The 5,418-nt window shown below is 50.9% G+C and carries 4 protein-coding genes; 3 read left to right on the forward strand and 1 reads right to left on the reverse strand.

Going from position 1 to position 5,418, the window contains the following annotated elements; translation table 11 throughout:
• Positions 1–1,410, reverse strand: a 1,410-nt coding sequence (locus tag V6D20_23450; GenBank protein HEY9818735.1) for a PAS domain S-box protein, incomplete at its 3' end; no start/stop codon positions are given.
• A 459-nt stretch (positions 1,411–1,869) separates the two neighbouring features.
• Between V6D20_23450 and V6D20_23455 the strand changes: the two genes are divergently transcribed.
• The 3 genes from V6D20_23455 to V6D20_23465 form a co-directional block, all read left to right on the forward strand.
• On the forward strand, positions 1,870–2,583 hold the full coding sequence (locus V6D20_23455) for a response regulator transcription factor (protein HEY9818736.1): 714 nt from the start codon (positions 1,870–1,872) through the stop codon (positions 2,581–2,583).
• A 95-nt stretch (positions 2,584–2,678) separates the two neighbouring features.
• Positions 2,679–3,938 (forward strand): PQQ-dependent sugar dehydrogenase, encoded by a 1,260-nt coding sequence (locus V6D20_23460; protein ID HEY9818737.1) that lies wholly within the window; start codon positions 2,679–2,681, stop codon positions 3,936–3,938.
• A 1,119-nt stretch (positions 3,939–5,057) separates the two neighbouring features.
• A partial coding sequence (locus tag V6D20_23465; GenBank protein HEY9818738.1) for a hypothetical protein occupies positions 5,058–5,418 on the forward strand: 361 nt, incomplete at its 3' end.

Below are 5,418 nucleotides of genomic sequence, written 5' to 3' on the forward strand. Positions count from 1 at the left end.
AATCCATTCAGATAGATTAGCGATCGCCCTCAGGGGAGCTTTCAGGTCATGGGATGAAACATAGGCAAACTGATCCAGCTCTTCATTGCGATGTTTGAGTAAGGCGGTCGTGCGAGATAACAACGCATTGATATAGGTCAGTTCCTCCGCCCTTTCTCGCAACGCAATTTCCGATCGCTTACGTTCACTAATATCTTCAATGACGGCTAAAAGATACTGCACCTGCTCAGAGCGATCGTCATTATCTAACGATGACTGAAGCCATGCCTGGATACTCACATCTACTGGATAAGCACTGCGCACCGCCGAGGCCGTAATTTTAACCCAAACCCGTGATCCATCCCGGCACACATATTCCTTTTCCAGTTCGCAGGTTTCCGCCTCTCCCTGAAATAATTGATGGATAATCTGGCGATCGCGCTCTAGGTATTCCGGCGGCGTCACATCTTGATATCTGAGCGCCATCAACTCGTCTCGGCCATAGCCCAAAATGCTGCATAGGGTTTGGTTGACCCGCAACCATTGTCCTTGGCGTGATACATGGGCAATGCCCACAGCCGCCTGCTCAAAGGTAGCGCGGAAGCGTTCTTCACTATCTTTGATAGCCAACTCCGCCTGTTTGCGATCGCTGATGTCGGTAATGGTGCCAATGTAGCCCACAACATCCCCGGCTTCATTGGTTTGGGGAACAGCCTGACCCAGCACCCAGGTAACCGTTTGGTCGTCGCGCAGAAAGCGGTACTCTAGCTGAAAAGGTAGTTGCGCCTGCACACAGCGCTGCCATTCTGCCACAACCCGATCGCGATCGATCGGATGCAGCGCTGCCGCCCACTGGGAACCCGATGCTTCCGGCGTATGAACACCCGTGATGGCACACCAACTCTGGTTGACATACAGCCGATTCCCTTGGTGGTCGGTGCGGAAAACGCCCACCGGCAACAGTTTCGCCAAAGTTTCATAGCGGCGATCGCTCTCCCGCAACGACTGCTCCATCAATCGATGTTCAGTAATATCCTCAAACCCCAGCCCCACACAGCGGTTGGGCAAGGGAAAGACCTGCACGCGGTAGATGCCGACCGTTGTGGCTGTGCTGTAGTAGGATTCAGCGCGATGAGAACTGGTGCGTCCGGTGCAGGCGATCGCTGCGTAGTGGTTGAGCAACGTTGGATCTTGCTGCACGAGGTCTGGAAAGCAATCCACCAAGCGATCGCCCACCCGTTGATTAAGCGGTACCCCCGTCACGTGAACGGCCGCTGGATTAAACGCCACCAGTTCTAACGATGTTGGGTCATTGGGCTCGGGCAAATGCCAGATGGTGAGACCAAGCTGAATATTGCGTACAACTTCTGAACAAAGATCCATATGCCCCACGTCATGGGGAAATGGCAAATCGCGATAATTTGGCTGCATGATATCTGAGCGTAACAAAAATCTAGAGAGGGGTTGGAGAGAAGGCAACGAATGGGGCGTTGACCACGGGTCATTATCGGGGCATTGGTATGTATCTTGACCGTGCACCTAACTCTATTATTGGCTGACTCTCTCTAGTTCGTAGTACGTCTCTGGTTAGATCTTTACTAAGGTACCCGGGGGGTTGCTTCAATCGTTCGTTAGGTTTTGTACCCAAGACCATGTCCGTGATTTCTACCGTGTCTAGGAGCGATCGCCGATGAGTCCTGCTGTTGCGGCTGAATAGACATAACTCGTTCTCTAGGATGAGGCGCGATCGCCCTTGTGAAAGCCAGTCGGCCCGTGATTCATAGTCTATCCAAAGATAGATGCTGTTTCCCAGCATTTCTCGTCATAGTGAAACTGGGTAAATGGTGTTTGACCTTACCCACACGTTCACACGTCAGAGGTAATTGAGTCATGGACCCTATCCGCGTTGCCTTAGTTGAAGATCATGCATTGACTCGAATGGGTCTCAGAGCCACCCTAGAGCAATATGACACCATCGCTGTGGTGGGAGATGCCAAAGATGGTAGAACTGGCCTGCAGATGTTGCAGCGAACCCAGCCCGATGTGGCGCTGATCGACATCGGGCTACCGGATCTCGACGGTATTGAACTGACCCGTCAGTTTCAGCTTGCCCAATCGGACATAGATGCTCCTCCCGTCAAAATTGTCATCCTCACGATGCATGATGAGGAGGATGCGGTGTTAGCTGCCTTTGGTGCCGGTGCAGACTCGTATTGCATGAAAGATGTGCAAGTCGAGCAGTTGGTGGAAGCCATTCAGGCAACCTTTTCAGGACAAGCTTGGATTGATCCAGCGATCGCCAATATTATTCTACGCAACATGCGTCAGTCCTACACATCCATAGACAATCCCCCTGCAGGGATATCAATTACGGCATCGGAGCCAGAGTATCAAACAATTATTGATACCTTTCCATTAACCCATCGCGAGCTAGAGATTTTAGAACTGATTGTGGCTGGTGGTAGTAATGCCAACATTGCCAAAGCCTTAGACGTAACGGTTGGAACCATCAAAACCCATGTGCGTCATATTCTCAGCAAACTTTGTGCCGACGATCGCACCCAGGCTGCAGTACGGGCACTGCGCTCAGGGTTAGTCTGTTAGACTTACCCTAACAAGTTCCCTATCTCATTTGTGTCTGCGATTTCTTGCGACCCCTGTGTGATCACTGTGTCGAGCCATCATGTCGAACCATGACCATGTTCCTGAAACCTACCCCATCCCTTAGACGATACGCGGCCAGCATCGCTGCGCTTGCCCTCATGGGCTGTAGCACCCCCGATCTATCAGCCCAATCAGACGATCGCCTAGGGACGACGACAGAGCAAGGCGATGATGCGGCTGAGATCATAGAGGCAGGAGACGAGGCAGGAGCAGAGGTGGCGATCGCAGATCCCGTATCGGTGCAGCCGGTAACCGTCCTAGATAATCTGGAGCATCCTTGGGGCATGGTCTGGCTGCCAGACGGCACGATGTTAGTGACAGAGCGTCCTGGCCGTTTGCGAATCATTCGAGATGGAAACCTCGATCCCACACCGATTCCTGGCCTGCCCAATCTGCTCGTCGAAGGGCAAGCGGGGCTGTTAGATATTGCTATTCACCCCAATTTTGAAGACAACCGCTGGGTTTACTTTACCTACTCCAGCGGCGATCGCAACGCCAACCAAACCCGAGTGGGCCGGGCAGAATTCGATGGTACCGCCCTGAGAAATTGGACCGTGGTCTTTGAGGTAGGCCGCGCCAAGCCAGATACCCAGCACTTTGGTTCACGGATGGTCTGGCTGCCAGATAATACACTGCTGGTGTCGATTGGTGATGGTGGCAACCCGCCAGTACGGCTGGATGGCGAGTTAATTCGCAGCCAAGCACAGAATTTGAACAGCCGTCTGGGTAAGATTGTGCGCATTCATGACGATGGCTCGATTCCAGCAGACAATCCCTTTGTCGGTGATCAGGCTGCCGATGCAGCGGTGTGGAGCTATGGTCATCGCAATATTCAGGGCATGGACAGAGATCCGGTCACCGGTCAAATTTGGGTAACAGAGCATGGAGCCCGAGGGGGCGATGAGCTTAACTGGGTGCGGGCGGGCGAAAACTATGGATGGCCCTTAGTGACCCACAGTAGGGAATATACTGGCGGTGAAATCTCATCGGAGCGATCGCGGCCGGGTATGGTAGATCCCAGCCTAGTCTGGACGCCAGCCAAGGCCCCATCTGGTCTACTCATCTACCGAGGCGATCGCATTCCCCAGTGGCAAGGACATTTATTTGCTGGGGGTCTTCGCTCCCAAGAGGTGCTGCGTATTCAAGTCGATAGCGCCGGCAATGTGGTAGACCAAGAAGCGATCGCTATTGGGCAACGGGTGCGGGATGTGCGACAAGGCCCAGATGGTCTCATCTATGTGCTCACCGATGATCCGAACGGTCGCTTGGTTCGCCTTGAACCTAATGCTGGCTGAGCTACTTCTACTCTGCTACTACGGCTTGATGCCCCTTAAACAACCTTGCTTAACCATCGACAAGTATCTATAGATATCTAGGTTTACGGTGGTAGACACCGATCTGTGAATCAAGCATCATGATTATCGACTGTAAAATCGAATGTAAAGAGGTCTTTGATGATATGACGATCATCATGGATACCTTGTTGTTCAAGCATTAAGCCTGTGGTGCACCACTAGATCTAGTCAATTTTGCCCTGAAATCTACTACAACAGCATGATATACAGAATAAAAAATGAGTGTGTGGTTGCGGTTGATCGCGATCGCCAAACTTGCTCAGGACTTGGACATGGCTGAATCGCGACAGGATTTGCACTCATGAGCCGTGAGCGAGACACCCTCGATTCATTCACAGTCAAGGTCGTGTGAGCATCTTGCTGCCATTCCGATCTCATATCTTCATTCAGCAACGCCAAGACTTGAAGTGATCATCTAACCTCGTTGCACCTAGATGTCGTCTCATCTAGATAGAGATCAATACCTCTCTACTTTTTTACCGAGAGAAAATTAAGGGTTGATCGGGGGATTTTAGGAGGGCGATCGCCTGCCTGTGTTGGACAACTTAGCAAGCTGAATGAGTTATATCTGTCAAAAATCTCTATCAAAAAACTTTCAAAGGTATAGATCATTTGCCAGAGTCGGAATATGCTAGACATACATGTCTGTCTTAGCAGAGCGTCTAGAGCAGTAATTGGTCAAACTACGATACAGTCAGCAACAACTTTGTAGCCTGATCACTCGTTTGGGTTATGAAAAGAAGACAGTCACTGAACGTGGAGGTAGAATGCTTGCCTGAGGAGTAAGTTATGGGAAGGTGATGGCTTTCATAAGCCCAGACCCATAGCTATGGAGGGTTTCACCCATGCATCTGGGTTGACCCTGTCTGTCTTACAGGTTGGGAGAGCGCTCTGTTGATCCACTGATTATCTGTAGACTTGGGTATTGTCTACTCGATGAAGTCAGGGTCTATAAGTTCAGGGTCTATGAGTTCAGAATATTGGCATCCATGGATGGTTTGATATCCACATGGCCGTGTTTTAATTAAATTCACCCCAAAGATTTAAGAGGTCATCTTCATGAAACGTTCCGCAACATCGATGGATCCCTCAGATGTGGTGCAGGTCAATTTGTTGCAGGCCCGAGAAAATTTAGCCGCTCAAGAAGCCCAGCTTTTAGCAAATCTTGCACAAATTCGGAAAGGGATCGAAAGTATTGACACAACCATTCAAGTGGTTCGTCAAACCCTAAGCACATCAAACTATCCAGGATCCATAGCAACGGTTGATTCAGAGGACTCTCATATCCTCAATGGTGCCATGCCTCCTCCTGTCATGTCTCCATCTGTCGATCCATCGACCCCAGCCCCAGTCCCTCAGGCAAAACGGCAAAAACCTGGGCCAAAGCCTAAGACGCAAACATCCAGTGATCCAGCACCAG

It is taken from the genome of Candidatus Obscuribacterales bacterium (assembly GCA_036703605.1).
Classification (GTDB): Bacteria; Cyanobacteriota; Cyanobacteriia; order RECH01; family RECH01; genus RECH01.